Origin of the sequence: Oceanobacillus jordanicus, from assembly GCF_022095695.1 — a bacterium.
Classification (GTDB): Bacteria; Bacillota; Bacilli; order Bacillales; family Amphibacillaceae; genus Oceanobacillus_B; species Oceanobacillus_B jordanicus.
Window position 1 is genome coordinate 55,479 of record NZ_JAIFZM010000015.1, and the last position, 19,727, is coordinate 75,205.

Here is a 19,727-nt window from a genome sequence, read left to right on the forward strand (position 1 = left end):
GGTTATTCCCCTTTCGCTTCCATTGGTGTTTCTGGAACAATTGGAGCTGTTGTAGAATATTCATCTATCGCTACGATATATTGCTTGCCTCGTTTACTTCTCGGATTAATGACGAGCGGGGATTTTAAGTTTAATGTGCTTTTTTGAAATGGACTCTTTAACGTGACAATAGAAAATAATAGAACATCCTTTTCAGTCTCTATTTGCAGACTCTCCATAATGGCGTCATCCAATTTAATCGTATAATCCGGGTAAACGGTATGCGGGGTTGTTATAACAAAAGCCACATCCTTTGTCTCGACAGATTGTAGGATTTGAAAAGCAGGATTATCCGCTAATTCTAATAATACAAAACGTTTTTCATCTATAAAGCCAGGAATACCTTTTGCAAAATGAATCAGTTGCTGTTCCTCTACTTCCACTTCGCCTAAATACCTAGTTTGAATTCTCAAAAAAACCTTCCTTTCGTCTAATAGAAAAATATCGTATTCATATATAATATAGTGAACTATTTCAACGTTGCCCTTTATTCATCCCCACGGTGTAAATTAACAAAATCAATCTCTAATGATGGCTGCTGTTTCATCCCTGTTTCAACCTTACCTGGAATATAGCTTATTTCCGGTTTGTTTGACTTGGCTTCGATTATAGGTGCATTGGTTTTCACCGAAATATCTAATTGAGATGGTTGATAGCTTGTTTTCACACTAAAGGTTGATGGGATAAATGTCAGTTCGAGCGACTTCATTGGCTCTTCCGAATTAGCCTTTGCTTGCGTTGTAATCGGGTTCCCACCATTTTCAATCTTCATCAGCGCTGTTCCCTGCCTAGCACGACGTGCCATTCCTTCTTTCACCGCTGCAAGGCCTTCCTGTGCAAAACGATCATTTCGTTTAAAAATATGCATGAGGTTCATATCCTCCCATGCTTTCGTTTGATCTATCTTTAATTTGGAGGGTGTTGTATTCATCGTCATCTCTGCCGCCGGCTGTTGAATCGTTAGGTCCGCTTTCGGTTGCCTGATCTCCTGTCTAGCCCGTGTTTGCTGTATTTGAATTTGGGCCATTTGGGACTGCATCCTGATTTGTGGTAACTTCACCTTATTCCACCACCTTATCATCTTGAATAATCACTGTTTGTTTAAAATGAAATAAACCCTGCGCCCTTTTCTGGGTCAGGGTTTATGAGAACTACCGAAGAAAATCAATTAAGGACGGTTGAATAATTTTAGAGCCAGCAGACAGTGCTGCTCGATGTAAGCTCTCCTGGGTAATCAATTCCGTAATGGCTTTTTCATAATCCACATCTTCATTTTCAGCCATTGTACTCGTCGCGACAATTTCCTGTTCGCTTAATCTATTTTCAACAAGTTCGAGTCGATTCATACGAGCCCCAAGGTCCGCACGAGCATTAATAATGTTATCAATTCCACCTTGCAGGCTAGATATATTACCTTCGATTGCTTCTTGATCATTGCTCTCAAGGTCTGCAATAAATGAATCAATGTTTGCAAATAGATCATTTCCAAAAACATCTTCGGGATTTACGTTAGCTTGTAGCTTTGTCCCACCAGCCACATCAATTAAAACTGGACTTGTACTGGAAGGTTCAAATTCGCCATCCTCATTAACGGGCGGTGTCTCTGTATCTGTCCCATTAAAAATATACTTCCCATTCACACTGGTATTCGCAATATCCATCATATGCTCTTTCAACTGTGTTACTTCATTCATAATGTTTTCACGCTCGGAAGCATCATATGTATCATTGCTTGCCTGTACAGCAAGTTCACGTAACTTTTGCATCGTTTGCGTTGCTTTATCGAGTGCGGAATCCGTATTATCCATCCAGTTATGAACTTCACTCGTATTACGTTTATATTGTTCAATTTGCTTGAGCTCTGTGCGATAGCCCATTCCTTTCATCGCAATAACCGGATCATCGGAAGGGCGGTTTATCTTTTTGCCTGTACTAACTTGATCCATCAGTGTATCCATTTTTGAATAACTGGACGTTAGATTACGTAGCATGTTATTGGATAACATTCCTTGTGTTATACGCATTTATTTCCCCTACCTTCCTACTAATCCCATATTGTTGATGACGCGATCAAGCATTTCATCAATTGTGGTCATACTTCTTGCAGCAGCACTATAGGCATGCTGGAACTTGATCATATTAGACATTTCCTCATCAAGTGAAACAGAGCTTACTGACATACGTTGATCTTCTACTTGAGAACGAAGAATATTGGCGTTTGCTGTCATTCTACTAGCTTCTTGAGATTGTACCCCCATCTCACCAATTAAAGATTGATAAAATGTATTAACGGAAGTATTTTTCCCAAGCGGATCGTCTGCTAATGATGTATCATTAAATACCTCTGCTAGCTTCGAAGCATTGCCGCCATTTCCTGTATTACCTGTTTCGTCTCCTGGGGCAGCTGCAATAAGATCAGGTTCATCCAGGATATCTTGGTTAACTGTTAAGCCCTCTGCAGTACCATCTAGGCCATCTTTAAATTCAAAGAAATCTAAGCCTTCATTACCGTCAAGATCCTTACCTGAACGATGTACTGCATTAAACGCTTCCGCAAAAGTCTTCGCCATTTTATCAAGGTCTGCCAACATATCGGTATAGGTTCCAGTAACACCGTCTCCGTCTTCTGCTTCATATCCGTATGCATCAATTAGTCCTTTGATCGAACCATTTGATGACATAATAGAGTTGCCATCAGCAGTAAGTCCAGTTACCGCAGCTGTATCATCGTTTGCGTATTCTATCTCAATTTTATTAACTGCTTCTTCATTACCTGCATTTTTGCCATCGACGAGTTTAACAGGTGGGGTAAGGGCTTTTCCCTTGTCATCGACAACTTCAATGCTTGCAAGTCCAGCCGCTATATCGGGGGAGCTTTCAGAACTCTTGTCATAGCTAACCTTGATGTTCATCATGCCAGAAAGTTTGTCTACTAATCTGTCTCGCTCATCATAAAGATCATTGGGCAGGTAGCCATGTGGTTCTAATGCACTTATCTGTGCGTTTACACCATCGATTTGTCTTAGCAACGAGTTGGCATCACTTACAGATACATCGATCTGTGTTTTCAAGTCTGTTCGAATAGAGCTTAATGATTCAGATAAATAGTTAAATGTCTCAGCCACAGCGCGCCCTCGTTCTGCTACAACAGATCTCGCACCTGAATTTTCAGGCGTTGTTGCTAAATCCTGAAGTGATTGCCAGAAACTATCCATCGTCTTAGATAAGCCACTATCTGATGGTTCGTTCATAATGCCTTCCATTCTGACATATGAATTGGAAAGCGATTCCCAATACCCTGTTTTGCTGTTCTCAGAACGGTATTGGTAGTCTAGAAAGCTATCTCTTACTCTTTCTACTGAACCAGCTTGCACACCAGTCCCTAGTTGGCCAGGAATTTCAGGACGATTCCTTGATCCAGCAGGAAAAGGATTCATCGTTTCGAAATTAACCCGTTGTCTAGAGTAACCTTCTGTATTTGCATTTGAAATATTGTGACCTGTTGTATAGAGCGCTGATTGCTGGGTAAACAACGCTTGCTTGGCCATTTCCAATCCGTGAAATGTGCTCATCATCTTACTCCTTTATTCTTTATTAAGCCTTTGAATCAAATACCGATCGTTTGCCAGCAGAAGAAGCTGCCTTCCCTTCCCCATAATTCAAGTTTTTAAGAGAGGGATTCATTAAATCAAGGGAGAGCTGCACAAATTGCATAGACTGGTTAATTAATGCCTCGTTAAGCTGCTCCTGTTGTTTTAATTTTGTGATAGCTTCTGTTAGCGAAATGGCACTGGCTTCAAGTTCCGTCTTTTCTTCCTCTTTATCCAAATGCTCCAATAAGGAAGTAATGGATGGATCACTAACGGATGGGTGCTCCTTAACAAAGGCTTCTACTGTTTGGATACGGGTAGTCTCGGTCTGTTCTAATTCTCGAATCCGCTTTCTCTCTTTTACAAGAATGGACTGCAGCTTCTCTACTTTCCCTTCCTTTATAACCTCTGTTTTTTCTCGGGAGATTTCTAGTAGAGCTTCATGAAGCTTTACTAGACTATTTAATGCTTCTTGCACTTTTTGAATTGACATGGGGTGTTGTCCTCCCTGTTATCCGAAAACTCTATTTACCTGACCAGAAATCGATCATTTTTTGTGCGGTCTTTTCTGGGTCGACTTTATATTCTCCAGCATCCACTGCTTTTTTTATATTTTGTATATACTCTGCACGTGCTGGATTTGTCTTTTCACTCTCTTGTAGCTGTTTTGCTTGATTAGAGATTTCCAATTGATCCTGCTTGGTTTCTTTTTTTATCTCCGTGTGTTTTTGTAGATGACTCTTATATGGATTAAAGTTCGTTTGATTAGGTCCGTTAATCTTCATGGCCTTCACACCTCTTTACTTGAATATTCTTCTTTTATAGGTTGTTCAAAAGTCCGGTACAAATGACACATCGAATTTCTTCGTTGGCTTGCTTTTCCATTCCTCACGTATTAATTACATACGTTCCGGTACTCAAAGCTACACCGCCTCGAACTTCTTGGTCCTCTATATCCTCCTTTTTGAACACGCACTATTATAAATACCAATGGTAACATTCTCTTGTTCATTATATCGGTATTATTTAGGATTTCTAAAGTATTAATTAAGATTTATCAAATAAATAGTACGTTCTACCTGGTTCGTTTTGTTCACTTTTTTGTTCAAGTGATTTATTTTTCTCAAACCGCTCCAAATCATCCTTTAACTCTTTCGTACATTTGTCACACATTTCTCCTTGGACAATCGGTTCTCCACATTTTGCACAAGGATAGGAAAGTTGAGGAAACTGCGATGTTCTTAACCTTTTTTGTTTCACAAATTTTAGGATGAGCATCTGATCTACCCCAGTTGCCTCCACAACCTCCTGAAGGGTTGCTTCTCTATTTTTTCTTACCCGTAGAAAACTATAAACCGTTTCAAATGCTGCTTCCTCTTCTTTATAGCAGCTCTGGCATATATCCCGCAGTCCTTTAACAAATACCGCATCACAGCGGGAGCAGTTTGCTAATTCAGCCATTATACGTTCTCCTTTGATTCTATAATTATAACAGTGCGACAGAGCCTACCCTCGAATTAAGGTATAAGAATAAACCTCTGGACAACCATTTTGCTTTAAAAGCTCTGCTGCATGTCTGATGGTTGTACCTGTTGTATATATATCATCGACCAAAATAGCTGGTTTGTTAAGTGTTTCTTTTAAGGTAAATGGGTTCTTTCTCGTGATTCTTTGCTTTCTAGATTTTTTCGATTGTTTTTCACTATCTATTCTGGCTAGTAGGCTTTTGGATTGGTTAGGAAGAAATGCAGCTAGTGCTTCAGCTTGATTAAACCCCCTTTCCTTTAGTCGGTTTTCGCTTAGAGGAATAGGGATGATAATGGCATCTTTTTTCTTCCCGAATGCTTGATAATATCCTTCTGTAAAAACTTCTGCAAAAACATTTCTTAGAATATAGTCACCACGGTATTTCCACTTTGCAATTATTTCTCGCATAAAGGCATTATAGGTATACACAGAGTAATTACCAGCTAAAACATTGCGCTTTTGCGATTCCCACCACTGGCAATCTCGGCAAACGACCTCTGCTGTTTTCCTACTGCATTTTCTGCATCTATCCCCTTCTATCTGCTCTAATTCACTCTCGCATTTCTCACAAAGAGAGGCGGGCCTGGATGGCAACAGAAGATTGCCCCAGTTTACGGAAGGGATAATTTCCTCATCACACCATAAACAATGCATTAGGCAAAACCTCCTCGCTTGTTCATTTTTCGAATCGACTCGACTGCTTCTACCATGGCTTCCGTTTTGCCATCATGAAATAATAGTACGTCACCAAATGGGTCATCTGTACTTCTCCCGGCCCTTCCGGCAATTTGCACAATCGCGGCTTGGTCAAATACATGATGACCTGCATCCAAAATAATGACATCCACAGACGGAAAGGTTACCCCACGTTCTAATATGGTTGTAGTTAACAGCATAAATAAATCCCGGTCACGAAAGGATTGAACTTTCTCCTCCCTATCTCCATCAGAAGCATGCACAGTGCTTGCCTGCTGTTTTGACGTGATAATGTCATAGCTAATTAAAAGGTCCGTTAGAGGCACTGATAAGTGGTCGGCTAAGGAGACGGTGGGAACAAACACAAGAATTTGTCGTTGCGGATGCTTTCGAATAAGAAGCCATTTCAAAAAGCTCGGAGGGAGTTCTTTCTTTTTCAACTGACTTTTAAGCTGTGAAACTTGCTTCATCTGCGGTACTGGAAGTGGATAACTATGAAAGCGACGAGGGACAAAAATATGGGGAAGGAGATTGTTGCGAATTCGTTTCAGTTGCTGTTTTCTTGGTGTAGCTGTTAGGTAGATCGTGGTACTGTCTAGTTTAATTGCTCGTTCTGCAGCAAACGAAAGGGATGGTTCGGCATGAAAAGGAAAGGCATCTATTTCATCAATGATCATGACATCAAAGGCCTGCTTAAATCGAAGTAATTGATGCGTAGTGGCAAGAATTAGCTGTGCTGTACCTTTTTTGTCCTTGCTCCCACCATAAAGTGCTTGTACTGTAACGTCGGAAAATGCCTGCTGGATACGTGGTTGGAGCTCACGGACGACATCTGCTCTCGGTGTGGCCAAACAGATACGCTTTCCCTGTTTTAATGCTATGGTGATGGCAGGAAATAACATCTCTGTTTTGCCTGCACCGCAAACTGCCCATGATAGTAGTTCTTTTTCTTTATTTACAACAGCGCTGGCAATACGATCGGCAGCTTTTTGTTGTGCCTCCGTCAAGGTTCCCTTCCATGTACAGGGGTCAGCGTGTATTTTCCATTCCGGTACAGGGCCAGACCATTCATAAAGCATAGTACACTCACTCACCCTCCCCATAGCGATACACTTTCGACAATAACTATGCGTTTTATTACAAATACTACAGGGATATTGTGCCATAAGACGCTTTTCGTTATTTCCACAACGATTACATTGCAGGGTGAAATGTTTCTTGGTAAATGAGGGGACAGCTCGGATAAATTTTTGTTCTACAGCTTGTGTGAAGTGGAATGCAGAGAGAGGGATTTCCTGACGAAGCAATAATTTTCCAGTGACGTTCTTTGCAAGATCCATAAGCTCCTGCCTGTTGAGTGGAACGACCATAAAAACCATTTCCTTTCTATAGAGATATGATTAATGAACGGTGACTGTTCTGCTTGTCATCAATAGCTGAGGAAGTCTTACTTGTTCAGTGGGGAGAACTCTAATACGAAGATCCCGGAAGTTAGGAGAAGAAATATTGGTTAAAAACACTACATATTGCGGCAACGCCTACGTGACCAACGCTCTGTTGGCCCGAGGCTGAGACCGTGCCCACCAGAAGCGAAGTTACCTTAGCGCTAATTGGAGCTTTTCTTTTAAGCTTTACTTGATTAATTGAAGTTACTTTTTATACCAGCCAACGCCAATAGAGCCTTGCCCTAGATGCGTTCCAATTACCGGTCCAAAATAACTGATCGAAGTATCCATTTCAGGGTACCTTCCCCGGAATTCTTCTTGTAATTCTAATGCAGCTTCTTCGTTATTCCCATGGATAAAGACAATGCGCAGTTCATTACCTTGTGCGGCATCTTCTTCAACCATTCCCATAATTCTAGCAATAGCTTTTTTTCGGGTGCGAATTTTTTCAAATGGAACAATAACTTTATCAACAAAATGAAGTACTGGCTTTACTTGCAACAAGCTTCCAACAATTGCTTGTGCTCCATTCAGCCGTCCACCCCGCTGTAAATTTGTAAGATCATCTACCATAAAATAAGCTCGCATAGATTGTTTCATTTCTTGAAGCCGTTCCATGATTTCTTCTGGTGTTTTCCCTTGTTCCGCCATCTCTGCTGCTTCCAGTGCATAAAAGCCCTGTGGCATACAGCTTAATTCTGAATCAAAAGCATGTACCTTGATGCCCTCTACCATTCGTCCAGCACTGGCAACAGTCTGGTAGGTACCACTGATACCACTAGAAAGGTGGACGGAAATCACAGCATCATAATCCTTAGCCAACTCTTCCAACTTCTCTGTTACATATCCAATAGATGGCTGGGATGTTTTTGGTAGTGATTTCGTTGTTTTTACTTTTTGGTAAAATGTTTCCGTGGAAATATCCATTTCTTCTCTGAACGATCCATCGTCAAAAACAACAGTAAGAGGTACCATATGTATGTTATGCTGCTTGCGGATATCGCGAGGAATATATGCCGTACTGTCTGTCATAACAGCAACCTTCATAACTACCTTCTCCTTTTTGCTCTAGCATATTACGTTTAGTATTTATAATTTTATTAGAATAATGCCTAAGACATTATTATTTTACATGAATCGATAAGAAAATGCATCAGTTTGTTTATTAAATAAAAAGCATTTCATAGACCTGTATTCTGTGCATACGCCCCCACCCGAAACTACACATAAAAAAACACCCCGGTTTCGTTATCCAGGGTGCACGCTATAGTCAATTAGCTATAAAGATAGTACGTTGTGGCAGGAACAAATTATACATAGGGAACCAAAAAATCTACTAGAGAACCTCTACCCATCCTTTGCGAATTGCAGAGACAACAGCTTGCGTACGATCATTTACATTCATTTTTTGCAATATGTTACTAACATGGTTTTTCACTGTTTTTTCACTAATATATAACGTCTCAGCTACTGCACGATTACTCTTTCCATCTGCAAGGAGTTGTAGTACCTGACATTCTCTCTTTGTTAGTAAATGCAGTGGTTTGCGGTATTCGATGCCATTTTCTGTAATATTAGAATTATTTTCTTTCGCAAGTCTCCGGTACTCTAGGACAAGGTTATGGGTAACTTTAGGGTGTAAATAAGAGCCGCCTTCTGTTACCACTTTAATTGCTTCAATTAACGCATCGGAGTCCATTTCTTTTAACAAATATCCTTGTGCTCCTGTTTTTAAAGCATGTGTCACATAGCTTTCATCATCATGAATGGATAGAATGATCACACTGGTATTTGGAAAGTAGCGCACAAGATCTGCTGTAGCTTGTACACCATTCATGTTCGGCATATTTATATCCATCAAGACTACATCTGGCTCGTTTTCTTTAACCAGTTTGGAAGCAACAGATCCGTCGTCTCCTTCTGCAACCACATCAAAGGATGGTTCGAAGTCGAGAATTCGCTTAACCCCTTCACGAAATAATTTGTGATCATCAATAAGTACAATTTTTATTTGTTTTTCCGTCGTATTCATATCTTTGCTCCTCCAGGTTCTTTTTCTATTTTTACCCTATTACAATACGATGATAGATTGATAGTGTATTTTATTTAAAATCTCTTATCTACTAGTATAACCTTAGCTAAGCGTATAAGGAACTTTTATTATAATTGAAGTTCCTTTGCCAATATTGGAATTAATTTCGAGCTTGCCTTCTAGCATCTCTACTCTTTCACGCATTCCAATTAAACCGAAAGACTTGTCCCGCTTCATCGAAGTATCAAAGCCTTTCCCATTGTCTTTTATCAACATCGTTAAATTTTGTGTGCATATCTCTAGTTTAACCTGAATTCTTGTCGCCTCTGAGTGCTTCACTGCATTTTGTAAAGCTTCTTGAACAAGACGAAAGAAAGCAACCTCGTATTTCGTGTTCAAGCGTTTTTCTTCCCCAATGGAAGCAAATTCTATTTTCATATTATTATAATCCGCGATTGTCGCAACATATTTTCTGATGGTAGGGATAAGACCAAGATCATCTAAAGCCATTGGTCGTAAATCGTAAATAATCCGGCGGACTTCATAAAGAGAAGACCTGATCATTTTTCGAATATCTTTAATTTCATCCAGTGCTTGATCCACATTGTTTTGACGAAAAATACGATCTACCAATTCAGAGCGTAGCAATATATTGGCGAGCATCTGAGCAGGCCCATCATGAATCTCTCTGGAAATCTTTCTCCGCTCGTCTTCCTGTGCTTCAATGATTTTCAGACCGAATTCCTGCTTTTCCTTGGCTTCCTCAATCATTTCATTAACCTGTCTAAAGTCATCGTGTAAATAGTTAAGGATAACCGATATTTTCCCTGCTAACCCCTCCGCCCTGTCTATCGTTTGGCTTAAGGATATTAAACGTCGCTCTAAATCATCGCGTTTCTCTCTTAGAGCACTCTCTTCTTGCCTGAGCATTGCTAGCTTTGTTTGCATGGCATGGGTATTTTCATATACTTCCCGAATCTCATTTTCTGAGTACTTATCAAAATACCTACTTACCTCTGCAAGTCTTTGTCTGGAAAACCGCACCTTTTGTTCCAGTTGGTCTCCATCCTCAATATGTTGGGCGACTTTATGCTTTGTGTCTTTTAACTCTCGGACGAGGTGTTCATGTTCACTACGTGCTTCTTCACTAATATTAAAAATCTCGTCCTTGCTGTTTTCGACTACCTCAATCATTTCATTAATAATATAATCGAGTGCTGTTTCGCTAATCTTTTGTGCCATCGTCTCCCACCAACCTATGTTATAATTATACGTATATATTTTGAATTTTTATAGGGCCTTTTATCATGTATCTTACATTTTTTCAGACCCGACTTCCTACCTATGTGCATGAGGATGCATTCTAGCACACTCTATAATTATATCATGTCTGTTAAGGAGGCTAAATGCAACATGTTAGCAACTTATTTCACAGTAAAACAAACTGCTATTGAAGAAATAATCATACAAAAGTCACGGTTTATTGGCCATGTGGCTAGAGTAGAAACAGAAGAGGAGGCCCAGCAGTTTATTCAGGAGATTAAAAAGAAACATAATGCTGCAACACATAACTGCTCTGCTTATATGATCGGCGAACATGACCAGATTCAAAAAGCTAATGATGATGGCGAGCCTAGTGGTACAGCTGGAGTCCCTATACTTGAAGTTCTCAAGAAGAAAAATCTAAAAGATACGGTTGTCGTTGTTACACGATACTTTGGCGGTATTAAACTTGGAGCTGGCGGACTAATCCGCGCTTACGGTAATGCGACTACAGAAGCACTCCAAGGTAGCGGTATTGTAAAAAGACAATTAATGCAGGGAATTTCTATTACGGTTGCGTATACATTGCTTGGCAAGCTGGAAAATGTGTTGCGGCAATCCGACTATATCCTTGAAACAATCAACTATCTGGAGAAAGTAGAGTTTATCGTCTATGTAAAAACAGGTGAAGAAGATAGCTTCCAGGACTGGATTGTTGACCTGACAAGTGATCAGGCCACACTATTACAAACCGATCAGAAATATGTTGAGATAGATGTTGAACCAAAATAAGAAAAGCTCAGAGCGCCTGCTTAGAAACAGCTTGTTTCTTCCTGGTAAAAAGGGATCCAGCTTAGTTACTAGTGCTCTGAGCGAAACCTCTTTCCTTTCCCACGCAGCAATTCAAACAAGCGTTATCCTGGTGCAACCGTCCGTAAGACCCCCACTTCAAAACATGAAGTAAAACAGTGATGTTTAAGGGAAGTAACGGACGCTAACACCCCGATTCGTTCAACTTGCAATCAGTGGGGGAAGAACGCCCCCCCTCTGATTGCAAATTCACTTTATAACAAGGAAAGTGCTGCTTTATCCCCAATCACGGTAACATTTGGATGTTTTTGCAAGATAGATGCTGGGAATTCTTCTGATATTTCTCCCTCTATCATTCTGGAAACAGCTTCCGCTTTCTTTTCACCTGATACTAGCAAAAGGATCTCCTTGCTTTGCATGATTGTTTCAATCCCCATTGTAATGGCTTTCTCTGGAACTTCGGCCAGATCTTCAAAAAAACGGGCATTTGCTTTTCTTGTTGAAGGCGCCAAATCAATGATGTGCGTTCTACTAGAAAAGTTAGTTCCAGGCTCGTTAAAGCCAATATGACCATTTAATCCGATCCCCAATACTTGTACATCAATACCACCAGCCTGTTCAATTCTTGCTTCGTAATCGATACACTCTTTCTCCAGGTCTGCTGCCACACCGTTTGGTAAGTGGGTGTTTGCTTGATCAATGTCAATATGTTGAAACAAATTATCTTTCATATAGAAGTCGTAACTTTGCTCGTCTTCTTTGGTTAAACCAACGTATTCATCCAAATTAAAGGTGCGAACAGATTCGAAGGAAACATTCTTCTGCTTGTACTGCTCGATCATTTGCTTGTACAACCCTTCTGGTGTTGATCCTGTTGCTAAACCTAAAACTGGATTATCTAGTTGCTGTATTCTTTGGATTATGACAGAGCAAGCAAGCCTGCTCATTTCCTCGTAATTTTCTACTGTTTTTAATTGCATCCTTTATTCCTCCCTAAAAGCTACTTCCCCGCGACAAATGGCAGAAGCAATATGAAGCTGACGATCCACTAACAACAAGTCAGCATCCTTCCCTACAGTTATACTTCCTTTTCGGTCATATAAACCAAGCTGTTTTGCAGGATTTACAGAAGCCATTTCGATTACTTCTTGTAGTGTAACACCATCTAAATCAAGCATTTGCTTCGCACCATCACGCATTTTTAAAATACTCCCCGCCAAAGTTCCATCTTCTAAAACTGCGCGGTCTTCCGTTACCACAACTGGTTGCCCTCCAAGCTCGTATCGTCCCTGTTGCAAGCATTTAGCCCGCATGGAATCCGTAATTAGCAATAGTCTTTCACTGCCCATCGTTTTGTAAACTAATTGCAGCATCTCCTTGCTTATATGAATGCCGTCTGCAATCAATTCGGCCCGTAATTCATGGAGCATGAAAGCTGCTCCCACTGTACCTACATCACGATGATGTAAACCAGTCATCGCATTGCAGAGGTGGGTCACCTGTTTGACACCATGTTCTACTGCTTGCTTCATATCTGAAAAACTGGAATTTGTGTGCCCTGCTGATACAATTACCCCTTGGTCTGACACGTGGCGGATAAAGGTTCCATCCGGATCGTGCTCTGGCGCCATCGTTATCGTCTTAATCTTGTCTCCCGATAACTTTTGCCATTCCTCGAACTGTTCAATGCTAGGCTCCATAATATAAGCATGTGGCTGCGCGCCTGCCTTGGACTTTTCAATAAATGGTCCTTCTAGGTGTACGCCAATCACTTCAGCCTGTCCGGGCTTATTTTTATAGGCAGCAACTGTTTTTAGCGCTTTCTCAATGTTTTCAGGTGATTGTGTGATCGTAGTTGCCAGAAAACTTGTGGTTCCTTCCCTTGGCAGAACGGAAGCAATTGAATCAAGTGCTGTATTGCTTGCATCCATCACATCTGCACCGTTTGCACCATGGATGTGTCCGTCTATAAAGCCAGGTATAACGATTTTTCCCTTCCCATCAATTTCTTGAATCTCATCCGGAAGGGCCGATTGTTTCCCGATCTTAGATATTTTTCCGCTCTCTAAAAGAAGAGCGCTATCTTCCATAATCGTTTCTTCTGTTAAAATGCTAACATTTTTTATGTAAATGGGACTTGTTTGCAACTGTCTCTTCCTCCTCTACTATAATATATATCATACCATTTTTTTCATAGAAAATGGAGCAAGAGATAGCGCTATAATAAAGAATTTGAATAGAAAAGATTCAGAAAGAAAGACTTTTTAGGAGAATGGAAAAATTGGTAAAACGAAGAGTGTAAGAAAAATGAAACACAAGGGGAAATTATATACAGGAAAAAGATCTATGAGAACACTAGCAGCATAAAATTACGCCACAAAGAAGCTCTCCTCTATTTGCTACCATTCTTAAGAGGCGAGCTTTAACGTAACGGTTTATCTTGACCGCTTTTTACTTTATTTACTTTTCAGTACAGATTGCTGGACATTCGGAAGTAGTCTTTCATGTGTGAGTTCATCAATTAAAGTCTGAATCATTTCTTGAGAGGATTGTATATGATGCGTTTCGGTATCATGAATTACTTTTTTTAGCATCGTTTTAAACTTTTCTTGCTCCATTATTCATACCCCGCCTTTTGAAAAATATCTTACCTGTTGCATAATAGCATATGAACGAACAGAATGTTGTCGAACCTTGTCGTAGATGCTCAAAATTTACAAAAAATTAATACCTCATTACCTTATTCGTTTCCCTGGACAACTTTATAGAGGTCTTCTATCTTTTCTTTTATGAAAAAGTACAAGTAGGCCTACCGCCAACAGGGCACCAAAGCTATCAAGTATGACGTCACCTACGTAGGGCGTTCTGTTTGGTGTGAATCCTTGGTGAATTTCATCCGATATGGCATAAATTACCGTTAGAAACAAAGAGAAGATTAGCGCTTTACTATGATTTTGTTTTCCAGCTTTTCGAAAGGCCACATAAAAAAGCAAACAGAGTACTAAGAACACAGATACGTGGGCACCTTTACGAATGAAAAATTCGATAAATCCAGCAACACCTAACTCTTCCACGCTAACGACACTTTCATGATAGGTGAAGGATAACCAGTTTAAATACGGCTCAAGAAAACTTACGTTTATGAAATTGTTCAAAAGTGGTTTCACATCTTGATTTTCATAAGGCTGATGGGAAGAGTAAAAAATGATCCCCATCCAGCATATGGGTAAAAGCCAGAAAATGTGTTTCTTCAAAATTCATTCTCCTTGTCTTGTTATATATGCTTTTATGTAGTCCGCTTTTTGGGCTTCCCCCAGCACATGTATGAATTATTTATTCAGAGTTATTTATAATGGCCACCCTAATAAAATAACCTTAATCCACCATGTCGGCAATACCCCGAATGAGAAAAAGCCAAACAAAAAACCGTGCATCACTGCAACGGCTTTGATGGGTCATCTATCTTTATTACTGCGCCATTTGTTAAACTCAAGATATTCCTTAAATTGTTCTTTTGAAACACCAGACTCCATTGCTTCCTGTACGATCTTCAACCATTCGTTATCTAAATCCTCAGGACCGCTTATGTTCTCTTCCCGTAGAAGATCATTAACCGTCGTACCAAGAACAGTGCTTATTTTTTCAATAAACTGGATCGATGGGTTTGTCTGAAGGTTACGTTCAATCGAACTAAGGTATGATTTAGCGACCCCTGCTCTTTCAGCTAATTCAGAAATGGACATCTTTTTTTCAGTGCGAAGTTGTTTGATTTTTTCACCGATCATGCCCTCACCTTCTTTCAAAGCGAATTATAACATAAAGTGGGTGAGGAGTTCTATATAAAGTACAATTAAATTCAAGCATTATGTAATGATTCCGTTTGTTTTAGAAATTGACGTATTTCCTCTGCAGTAATTCCAAGATTCTTTGCCTTTTTGATTAATTCAATCCATTCACCATCTAATGATAACTGCTCAACTATTTTTTCCATATCCTATCCCCCATTATTATTTCCAGATAACCCAGCCATCCTAGCATATGCCTTAGATCTGTGATTTTGCGTCCTCGTCTTTCGATGAGTATGCCTTTTTCTGAGGAAATGTAGTTATGACACTAAATAGAACTGCCTAGTAATATGATACTACAAATTCACGACTATTTGCGTAGGTTCTTTTGTCTTATTTCAACTAGTTTTGTAAGAGAAATGGAATATCTTACACCTGTTTTTGTCGAAGAATATGGAAAATATTAGCTACGGTGATCTTTAATCAACCGTAGTTTACGTATAACAAGAATGCTGCCCCCGACTGCCAGTAGAATCGTTCCGATAAGGAGAAGTGTAAAAATATCTGTTGATGTATTAGGTAAGGATGCTCCACCTTTATCCCCCGAAGTTCCATTCCCATCTCCATTACTAACATTACCACCTACACTGATGGAGTCTTGCTGATCTTCCTCTCCTTCTGCGGTGAAGATGAGAACAAACTCCGTTTCAAGGCCTTGAAATTCGTTCCCCAGATGGTCTGGGAAATAAACGGTTAGCTTCAGTTCCTCTTGTTCTCCGACATCCAGACTTCTGTCCGGGATGGCGAAATTCGGCAGATTCCCTTTATAAAGTTGTTCATCCCCGTCTGCTACTTCAATAATTAATTCATTAAACAGCCTTTTCTCTTCCGTCGTATTTGCCAGCTCTACATGATAACTAAAATCCTGTCTGCCGTCATTAGAGATTTTAAGATCCCTTGGTGCCCAATCGCCTGGCTTCATATTGGGAACCTGGAACAAATAGTCGTTTGGCGAAAGTTGAATATCCAATTCAGTAGAAGCGTCTGCTTCATTTGCTTCCGCTGCAGATACGTACCCTAATGGGATAAAGCTGCATAGTAGTAATACAAAACTTAGAATGAAGAAACGTTTATTCATGGAATCCACCCCCTAAAATCAGATTTTTTTCTATTGTTAGGAAGAAAGTGATCGCCCTTCCTCTAGTTTCTGATCACCTTTTTTATTTTGCTTCTCTATTTCTCCCAAGGTCCGCCAAATCGTTAGGCCGGAGTAACATAGCAGTAAAATCCCTGGAATGAGTAACAGAAATGCGCCATTTCGAGACTGTGCAAAGTTAACCAGATATCCAAGATAAGGGATCGTGAAACCAGTGTATTCCGCCACGACGTTTTCAGATAATACTGGCTCAAGATCTTCCGCATTATTGTTATCACCTTTTGTCCGGTACATCACTTGCTCACCACTTGCCATTACTTCGGTAATACGGTGAGTAATGAGTTTTTCTTCTTCATCCATGAACGTGATGACATCCCCGTCTTTAAACCGTTTCATATCCCCATCCGGCTTAACAGCGATTAACGAGCCAGTTTGGATTCCTGGTTCCATGGAGCCTGATAACACGGTTTTCAGCTGGTAACCAGCAATTTCTGGTTCTCCCCCAGACGCTTTAGAAGAGACCACGACAACTGCCATTACAATTAGTGCAGCGAACAATACATAGGTCGTAATGCGGCTAACCCACTTTTTTACTTGTTTAAGTGACATGTTTATTCTCCCTCTTCCTCTTTTGTTCCAGTAGATTGTTGCTCTGTCCCTTCACTTTGCTCTTGTTGCTTCTTCTCTGGCTGTTTTTCTGTCTGTTTTTCCGTTTGCTTTTCTTGTTTTACTTCCTGTTTCTCTGATTCAGCTTCTGTTGCTTCTGATGTGTCTGTTTCCTGTTTGTTTTCCTCAGTTGATGAAGTGTCCTTCTCTTCCTCCACAGGAGCCTTTTCTGTTTCTGGTTTAGTTTTCTCTTCCGTGTCATCGGTGTTATTCGACTCTTCTTTTTTGTTATCCTCGGTAGAAATGTCCTCGTCTTTTTTCTGTTCTACTTCTTTATCTAATTCTTCTTTTACCTTTTTCTCTTTACATTTTGCATTTACTTTTTTGCTCCAAACCTCTAATGGTTTCTCCGTTTCTTCGCCATATAATGGATGCTGAAGTGCTTTAAAAACATAAAAGCCTTCTTTTTCTGCCTGGTAGGTTAAGGAAACTGTTTCATCCTTTTCAAGCGTTTTAATTTCACCACTCGCTACTTTCTTACCCGTTTTTTGTGGATTGCCTGTTTCGGAGAAGAATACTTCATAGGTAGTTGTATCTGTCATGGAAAAACCTTTATTTTTCAATTCCACGCTAACGTTCATCTGAGGGCAGGCTTTTTCATCCACTGTTGGTTTGCCTACAAAGGCAAGCTCACTACCATCCCACCATGTCCCCGCCTGAATAACTTGTTCATTTTCCTGTGAGGATACGAAATAGGCTCCTGTTCCGGAAGCAAGATATCCAAGCGTAAATACCGAAATATAACAAATAGCTACAACCTTCCATACCATCACAAATTGCTTATACCTTTTAAACTTTCGCATCCGGCTCATTCGCAACCTATTTCCCTCCATTCAACATGATTCATTGCTTTCGTAAACGCAGCTATACGTGCTGCCCTTACGAAAGCAAAATCTCTGTTATATAATATGTATGGAAGAAAGACGGGAATATCCCGCCTTTCTAAACTAACTTATCTTCTTTCGCCTTCTCCTTGGTATCCAGTAAAGTTCCATTGAAGTTCTAGAGAATCACCTTGGAAGACGTTTTGATCTCCTCCACTTTCAACAAATTCGAATTGAACATGTAATTCATCCGAATCGCCTGATTGTAATCCACCACGTTCTTCGAAGAAAGGAACAAAGATTTCATTAGCCACTGCGTCTGGAGACATACTCTGCAATTCTGCAAGCGTCGTATAGTAGACAACATTGTCTGGAGACCATGGTCCTAATACTGCTTTGTCTTCATTCCATAAGAAGTTAACTCTGATATGCTCACCAAAGTCTTCTCCAGCATTGTCGCCCCCCTCAGCGTCGATAACTTCATATGATGTTTCTAGTAGAACTTTAGAAATATCAAGTGAGCCACCATTACCAAGAGTAAATGAACGGTTCATCCAATCACCCGGCTTTAAATTTTCCACATCAATGATTGTAGTTGGATTAGCATTAAGATCTAAAGTTCCCGCAGCAAATGTGCCATTTGTTTCTGCTGTGTCACTAAAGTATGCGAACGTTCCTCCACCTACTAATGAAATTCCTAGTGCTGCTGTTGCAATACCTAAACCTAATTTTTTCTTCATACTCATAATAAAATTCCTCCTCATAGTTTATAAATATTTTGAGATACGTTCCGCTGCTGTTCCCTGAAGAAATACATGATGGTTACCTTGATAAACGAACGTCCACTACTCCTACCATCTTCATATACAGCGAATATCCCCCTCCCTATGTATAATGATCGTTCTTTTTATCTACATATTTGTTTTATATAACGAACGATTACTTGCAGTATAGGTCATATTTCATAGTTTGCAAAACTTCATATTCGTTCAATAATTCTATATAAAGAACGAATACCTCTGTTTTATGCCTTTTTTCTTTAAATTACTTAACTTTTTGCTAAATTGAATAAATTATTGTTCTTTATAAAATTTAGATCTTCCTTATCTGATCTTTCAAAAAAGGAAAGCTTTCTATATACTAGAAGTAAATAACGAACGCAAGGAGTATTGCCCATGAAAAAGCTCTCCCTATTGTTAATCGTTGCTGGACTCGTTTTACTAGGTGTTGGAGGTTATCAATGGTTCCATACAGCCCAAGCACAAAAAAATAGTCTGGCAGCGGCCCAAACATTGCTCGATGAGGGACAAAAAGTCCAAACAAATGAAGGATCAACTGAAACAGCGAAAGAGTTTGCTCCACAAACGGGCGACACTGCCGGGATTCTGTATATTCCCAGGCTAGATGCCGAATTACCTATAGTAGAAGGCACAGATGAAGATGATCTTGCAAAAGGGGTAGGTCATTATAAAGGGACTGCATATCCTGGTCAAAACGATCAGATCGTTTTATCCGGTCATCGGGATACTGTTTTCCGCAGTATGGGGGAGCTCGAGCTAGGAGACCATTTAACAGTCAAACTACCTTATGGTGACTTCACTTATGAAATAGTGGATACAAAGATCGTGGATGCGGATGATCGGACCATCATCTCCCCTACAGCGCCTGAGGAAGTATTGACCTTGACCACCTGCTACCCTTTTTCTTTTGTCGGAAGCGCTCCAGACCGTTATATCATTACAGCCTTACCTGTTGAAACAGAAAAAGATAATTAGGGCTAATAGCAAATGTAAGAACTGGCCACTAGGGTTATCAATTTCCTTGTGGCTTTCTGTATTGGCTGAATTCTTTAACAAACATGTTATAATAGACCTAGATTACAAGATAGATACTG

General features: G+C 40.0%; 24 protein-coding genes and 1 riboswitch. Of the genes, 2 read left to right on the forward strand and 22 right to left on the reverse strand.

The window, feature by feature from the left end:
- Positions 1–2: 2 nt before the first annotated feature.
- The 12 genes from fliW to K3T81_RS15690 form a co-directional block, all read right to left on the reverse strand.
- Positions 3–452: a flagellar assembly protein FliW gene (gene fliW / locus K3T81_RS15635; RefSeq protein WP_238020978.1), complete on the reverse strand. Its 450-nt coding sequence runs from the start codon at positions 450–452 to the stop codon at positions 3–5.
- A gap of 74 nt (positions 453–526) precedes the next feature.
- A complete protein-coding gene (locus K3T81_RS15640) occupies positions 527–1,099 on the reverse strand; it encodes a DUF6470 family protein (protein ID WP_238020979.1) in 573 nt (190 codons plus the stop codon).
- Positions 1,100–1,190: 91 nt separating this feature from the next.
- Entirely contained in the window at positions 1,191–2,063 is an 873-nt protein-coding gene (gene flgL / locus K3T81_RS15645; RefSeq protein WP_238020980.1) for a flagellar hook-associated protein FlgL, read from the reverse strand.
- Positions 2,064–2,072: 9 nt separating this feature from the next.
- On the reverse strand, positions 2,073–3,611 hold the full coding sequence (gene flgK, locus K3T81_RS15650) for a flagellar hook-associated protein FlgK (RefSeq protein WP_238020981.1): 1,539 nt from the start codon (positions 3,609–3,611) through the stop codon (positions 2,073–2,075).
- A 22-nt stretch (positions 3,612–3,633) separates the two neighbouring features.
- A complete protein-coding gene (locus tag K3T81_RS15655) occupies positions 3,634–4,122 on the reverse strand; it encodes a flagellar protein FlgN (protein WP_238020982.1) in 489 nt (162 codons plus the stop codon).
- Between the two features lie 31 nt (positions 4,123–4,153).
- Positions 4,154–4,414 (reverse strand): flagellar biosynthesis anti-sigma factor FlgM, encoded by a 261-nt coding sequence (gene flgM, locus K3T81_RS15660; RefSeq protein ID WP_036575125.1) that lies wholly within the window; start codon positions 4,412–4,414, stop codon positions 4,154–4,156.
- 262 nt (positions 4,415–4,676) lie between these two features.
- Positions 4,677–5,090 carry a TIGR03826 family flagellar region protein gene (locus K3T81_RS15665; protein ID WP_058950937.1) on the reverse strand — a complete coding sequence of 138 codons (414 nt, stop codon included), beginning with the start codon at positions 5,088–5,090 and terminating at the stop codon, positions 4,677–4,679.
- Positions 5,091–5,135: 45 nt separating this feature from the next.
- The gene (locus tag K3T81_RS15670) at positions 5,136–5,810 is read right to left on the reverse strand and encodes a ComF family protein (RefSeq protein ID WP_106897371.1); all 675 of its coding nucleotides are present in this window, start codon (positions 5,808–5,810) and stop codon (positions 5,136–5,138) included.
- Entirely contained in the window at positions 5,810–6,955 is a 1,146-nt protein-coding gene (locus K3T81_RS15675; protein WP_249226180.1) for an ATP-dependent helicase ComFA, read from the reverse strand. Before K3T81_RS15675 ends, K3T81_RS15670 begins: the two co-directional genes overlap by 1 nt.
- Positions 6,956–7,501: 546 nt before the next feature.
- The gene (locus K3T81_RS15680; RefSeq protein WP_238020984.1) at positions 7,502–8,344 is read right to left on the reverse strand and encodes a DegV family protein; all 843 of its coding nucleotides are present in this window, start codon (positions 8,342–8,344) and stop codon (positions 7,502–7,504) included.
- A 289-nt stretch (positions 8,345–8,633) separates the two neighbouring features.
- On the reverse strand, positions 8,634–9,329 hold the full coding sequence (locus K3T81_RS15685; RefSeq protein ID WP_106897374.1) for a response regulator: 696 nt from the start codon (positions 9,327–9,329) through the stop codon (positions 8,634–8,636).
- A 102-nt stretch (positions 9,330–9,431) separates the two neighbouring features.
- Positions 9,432–10,571 (reverse strand): sensor histidine kinase, encoded by a 1,140-nt coding sequence (locus K3T81_RS15690; protein ID WP_238020985.1) that lies wholly within the window; start codon positions 10,569–10,571, stop codon positions 9,432–9,434.
- A 171-nt stretch (positions 10,572–10,742) separates the two neighbouring features.
- On the opposite strand from K3T81_RS15690, the gene K3T81_RS15695 reads away from it, so the two are divergent.
- The gene (locus K3T81_RS15695; RefSeq protein WP_238020986.1) at positions 10,743–11,384 is read left to right on the forward strand and encodes a YigZ family protein; all 642 of its coding nucleotides are present in this window, start codon (positions 10,743–10,745) and stop codon (positions 11,382–11,384) included.
- A 272-nt stretch (positions 11,385–11,656) separates the two neighbouring features.
- On the opposite strand, the gene nagB is transcribed toward K3T81_RS15695, so the two are convergent.
- The 10 genes from nagB to K3T81_RS15745 all read right to left on the reverse strand — a co-directional run bounded on the left by nagB (position 11,657) and on the right by K3T81_RS15745 (position 18,579).
- Positions 11,657–12,382: a glucosamine-6-phosphate deaminase gene (nagB, locus tag K3T81_RS15700; RefSeq protein WP_161464772.1), complete on the reverse strand. Its 726-nt coding sequence runs from the start codon at positions 12,380–12,382 to the stop codon at positions 11,657–11,659.
- A 3-nt stretch (positions 12,383–12,385) separates the two neighbouring features.
- Positions 12,386–13,549, reverse strand: coding sequence for an N-acetylglucosamine-6-phosphate deacetylase (gene nagA / locus K3T81_RS15705; RefSeq protein ID WP_275949844.1), 1,164 nt, complete (start codon positions 13,547–13,549; stop codon positions 12,386–12,388).
- Positions 13,550–13,858: 309 nt separating this feature from the next.
- The gene (locus K3T81_RS15710) at positions 13,859–14,020 is read right to left on the reverse strand and encodes a hypothetical protein (protein WP_159033269.1); all 162 of its coding nucleotides are present in this window, start codon (positions 14,018–14,020) and stop codon (positions 13,859–13,861) included.
- Between the two features lie 144 nt (positions 14,021–14,164).
- Positions 14,165–14,656: a VanZ family protein gene (locus K3T81_RS15715; RefSeq protein ID WP_238020987.1), complete on the reverse strand. Its 492-nt coding sequence runs from the start codon at positions 14,654–14,656 to the stop codon at positions 14,165–14,167.
- Between the two features lie 201 nt (positions 14,657–14,857).
- On the reverse strand, positions 14,858–15,187 hold the full coding sequence (locus K3T81_RS15720) for a helix-turn-helix domain-containing protein (RefSeq protein ID WP_036575146.1): 330 nt from the start codon (positions 15,185–15,187) through the stop codon (positions 14,858–14,860).
- Between the two features lie 71 nt (positions 15,188–15,258).
- Positions 15,259–15,393: an anti-repressor SinI family protein gene (locus K3T81_RS15725; RefSeq protein ID WP_238020988.1), complete on the reverse strand. Its 135-nt coding sequence runs from the start codon at positions 15,391–15,393 to the stop codon at positions 15,259–15,261.
- A 22-nt stretch (positions 15,394–15,415) separates the two neighbouring features.
- Positions 15,416–15,498: riboswitch (cyclic di-GMP riboswitch) on the reverse strand.
- Between the two features lie 152 nt (positions 15,499–15,650).
- Complete coding sequence (locus tag K3T81_RS15730; RefSeq protein ID WP_238020989.1) at positions 15,651–16,325, reverse strand: LPXTG cell wall anchor domain-containing protein; 675 nt, start codon at positions 16,323–16,325, stop codon at positions 15,651–15,653.
- A gap of 36 nt (positions 16,326–16,361) precedes the next feature.
- The gene (sipW, locus tag K3T81_RS15735) at positions 16,362–16,952 is read right to left on the reverse strand and encodes a signal peptidase I SipW (protein WP_238020990.1); all 591 of its coding nucleotides are present in this window, start codon (positions 16,950–16,952) and stop codon (positions 16,362–16,364) included.
- 2 nt (positions 16,953–16,954) lie between these two features.
- A complete protein-coding gene (gene tapA / locus K3T81_RS15740) occupies positions 16,955–17,821 on the reverse strand; it encodes an amyloid fiber anchoring/assembly protein TapA (RefSeq protein WP_238020991.1) in 867 nt (288 codons plus the stop codon).
- A 140-nt stretch (positions 17,822–17,961) separates the two neighbouring features.
- Positions 17,962–18,579: a CalY family protein gene (locus K3T81_RS15745; RefSeq protein WP_238020992.1), complete on the reverse strand. Its 618-nt coding sequence runs from the start codon at positions 18,577–18,579 to the stop codon at positions 17,962–17,964.
- A 429-nt stretch (positions 18,580–19,008) separates the two neighbouring features.
- Here K3T81_RS15745 and K3T81_RS15750 point away from each other — a divergent pair, with 429 nt between their 5' ends.
- Positions 19,009–19,608 (forward strand): class D sortase, encoded by a 600-nt coding sequence (locus tag K3T81_RS15750; RefSeq protein WP_238020993.1) that lies wholly within the window; start codon positions 19,009–19,011, stop codon positions 19,606–19,608.
- The last annotated feature ends 119 nt before the right edge of the window (positions 19,609–19,727 follow it).

What these genes read in the sequence shown, in the direction of transcription:
- flgL (WP_238020980.1), bottom strand. Translation starts at nt 2,063, where the DNA reads ATGCGTATAACACAAGGAATGTTATCCAATAACATGCTACGTAATCTA.
- flgK (WP_238020981.1), bottom strand. Translation starts at nt 3,611, where the DNA reads ATGAGCACATTTCACGGATTGGAAATGGCCAAGCAAGCGTTGTTTACC.
- K3T81_RS15655 (WP_238020982.1), bottom strand. Translation starts at nt 4,122, where the DNA reads ATGTCAATTCAAAAAGTGCAAGAAGCATTAAATAGTCTAGTAAAGCTT.
- flgM (WP_036575125.1), bottom strand. Translation starts at nt 4,414, where the DNA reads ATGAAGATTAACGGACCTAATCAAACGAACTTTAATCCATATAAGAGT.
- K3T81_RS15665 (WP_058950937.1), bottom strand. Translation starts at nt 5,090, where the DNA reads ATGGCTGAATTAGCAAACTGCTCCCGCTGTGATGCGGTATTTGTTAAA.
- K3T81_RS15670 (WP_106897371.1), bottom strand. Translation starts at nt 5,810, where the DNA reads ATGCATTGTTTATGGTGTGATGAGGAAATTATCCCTTCCGTAAACTGG.
- K3T81_RS15675 (WP_249226180.1), bottom strand. Translation starts at nt 6,955, where the DNA reads ATGGGGAGGGTGAGTGAGTGTACTATGCTTTATGAATGGTCTGGCCCT.
- K3T81_RS15680 (WP_238020984.1), bottom strand. Translation starts at nt 8,344, where the DNA reads ATGAAGGTTGCTGTTATGACAGACAGTACGGCATATATTCCTCGCGAT.
- K3T81_RS15685 (WP_106897374.1), bottom strand. Translation starts at nt 9,329, where the DNA reads ATGAATACGACGGAAAAACAAATAAAAATTGTACTTATTGATGATCAC.
- K3T81_RS15690 (WP_238020985.1), bottom strand. Translation starts at nt 10,571, where the DNA reads ATGGCACAAAAGATTAGCGAAACAGCACTCGATTATATTATTAATGAA.
- K3T81_RS15695 (WP_238020986.1), top strand. Translation starts at nt 10,743, where the DNA reads ATGTTAGCAACTTATTTCACAGTAAAACAAACTGCTATTGAAGAAATA.
- nagB (WP_161464772.1), bottom strand. Translation starts at nt 12,382, where the DNA reads ATGCAATTAAAAACAGTAGAAAATTACGAGGAAATGAGCAGGCTTGCT.
- K3T81_RS15710 (WP_159033269.1), bottom strand. Translation starts at nt 14,020, where the DNA reads ATGGAGCAAGAAAAGTTTAAAACGATGCTAAAAAAAGTAATTCATGAT.
- K3T81_RS15720 (WP_036575146.1), bottom strand. Translation starts at nt 15,187, where the DNA reads ATGATCGGTGAAAAAATCAAACAACTTCGCACTGAAAAAAAGATGTCC.
- K3T81_RS15725 (WP_238020988.1), bottom strand. Translation starts at nt 15,393, where the DNA reads ATGGAAAAAATAGTTGAGCAGTTATCATTAGATGGTGAATGGATTGAA.
- K3T81_RS15730 (WP_238020989.1), bottom strand. Translation starts at nt 16,325, where the DNA reads ATGAATAAACGTTTCTTCATTCTAAGTTTTGTATTACTACTATGCAGC.
- sipW (WP_238020990.1), bottom strand. Translation starts at nt 16,952, where the DNA reads ATGTCACTTAAACAAGTAAAAAAGTGGGTTAGCCGCATTACGACCTAT.
- tapA (WP_238020991.1), bottom strand. Translation starts at nt 17,821, where the DNA reads ATGAGCCGGATGCGAAAGTTTAAAAGGTATAAGCAATTTGTGATGGTA.
- K3T81_RS15745 (WP_238020992.1), bottom strand. Translation starts at nt 18,579, where the DNA reads ATGAGTATGAAGAAAAAATTAGGTTTAGGTATTGCAACAGCAGCACTA.
- K3T81_RS15750 (WP_238020993.1), top strand. Translation starts at nt 19,009, where the DNA reads ATGAAAAAGCTCTCCCTATTGTTAATCGTTGCTGGACTCGTTTTACTA.